The organism is Gottfriedia sp. NPDC056225 (genome assembly GCF_042267765.1).
Lineage (GTDB): Bacteria > Bacillota > Bacilli > Bacillales > Bacillaceae_G > Gottfriedia.
In genome coordinates this window covers 1-1,378 of sequence record NZ_JBHJTJ010000137.1, presented here as the reverse complement: position 1 = coordinate 1,378, position 1,378 = coordinate 1, and the positions used below count along the sequence as shown (strand labels likewise).

The window sequence follows — 1,378 nt, the reverse complement described above, 5'->3', positions numbered from 1 at the left end:
ACAAAAAATATAGCAAATATAGCTATTATGATATTTGATTGTGACCAATGAATATTATAAAAATTCTTAATTTCTATAAATAATAGAAAAATGATCCCGAATAATAGAGAAAAGTTCATAAAAAACATTGGTTTTGAATTCATAATACTAACCTCTCAATGTCAGATATACCACTTAATAAATGTTCTTTGTGATTTATAATAAACACAAAAGATTCGACATTGAAAATTCTGTCCTTAACCAGTTCGCATGTAGCCATGTCTAAATGCTCAAAAGGTTCATCCAAGAACAAATATTCCCAAGGATAGTCAGTAAATAAAGCTGAAATGATTATTTTTTGCTTAGTTCCTTTAGATAAGTCCTTGCAAGAAGTGTGTCGGTTACTCTCTAGTCCTAGTTGTTTTATTAATTCATCAAGATTGATGAATTGCTTCGGAATTTTCAACATCTTATTAAGGTAAAAATGTAGAAAATCTTCTAAAAGCATATAAGGTTCGTAAAAAGGGGTTGACGGAACAAAAAGGGTTTTACTTTTATTGTAATTTAAGTAGCAATTCCCTTCATTGACCTTGTTTATTCCCAATATTATATTTAATAGTGTAGTTTTTCCTGATCCGTTTTTACCTTGTAACCAGTATTTTTTATTATCTAATAGGGTTAAACTAAAATCTTTAAAGATATAGTTTTCTTCCTGATAGAAAAAATCAATATTTTTTAATTCAATCAAAAAAAACACCCCTCAGTAGCTTCAATCGTTGCAGATATAATTAAAAGAACAATAGAAAAAAATATTAATCTAATATAATGAGTATAATTTAACTCTTTTTCTATAAAAATATCTCTGAATAAAACCCATGACATATATACCCATATTGTCATAGCATATAATTCAAAGAAAAAATGGGGAAGAAATAAAAATAATGTATTTTCAAAATTATATTGTAGTAAGTAGATTTTTAATGATCCCACTGTAATATATATGTCTAATAATATTTTTCCAACTCCTAGTATTGGTATTATATAAAAGATAACAGCCAGTAAATTGTTGGAAAATATTTTATAAACATTTTCTGGTTTACATGAAGTATTCTTATAAACTGTAGCAGAATTTATATTAGATGGTACGTCCACTAAAATTAAAAATAGAATAAATACGCATATTATACATAAAAAATATAGATTAATTGTTTTAATAAAAAATCACCCAATGTAAATAATGTTAAATGCAATAAAACTAAAAAGCAATTCCATGAAAAAAAAGTAAAAGAAATAATTTTTTTGTCCTTTAAATGATTCATACATTGTTATTTTATATATAAATAGTAATAAAAGATAAAAAGCGAAGGCATTTACTGCAATAAAAGTTAAAATTTGTATA

General features: G+C 24.7%; 1 protein-coding gene. It reads right to left on the bottom strand.

Features of this window, described 5'->3' with window-relative positions; translation table 11 throughout:
* Positions 1-139: 139 nt before the first annotated feature.
* Positions 140-727 carry an ATP-binding cassette domain-containing protein gene (locus ACFCYN_RS25435; protein ID WP_172443671.1) on the bottom strand — a complete coding sequence of 196 codons (588 nt, stop codon included), beginning with the start codon at positions 725-727 and terminating at the stop codon, positions 140-142.
* Positions 728-1,378: the final 651 nt, after the last annotated feature.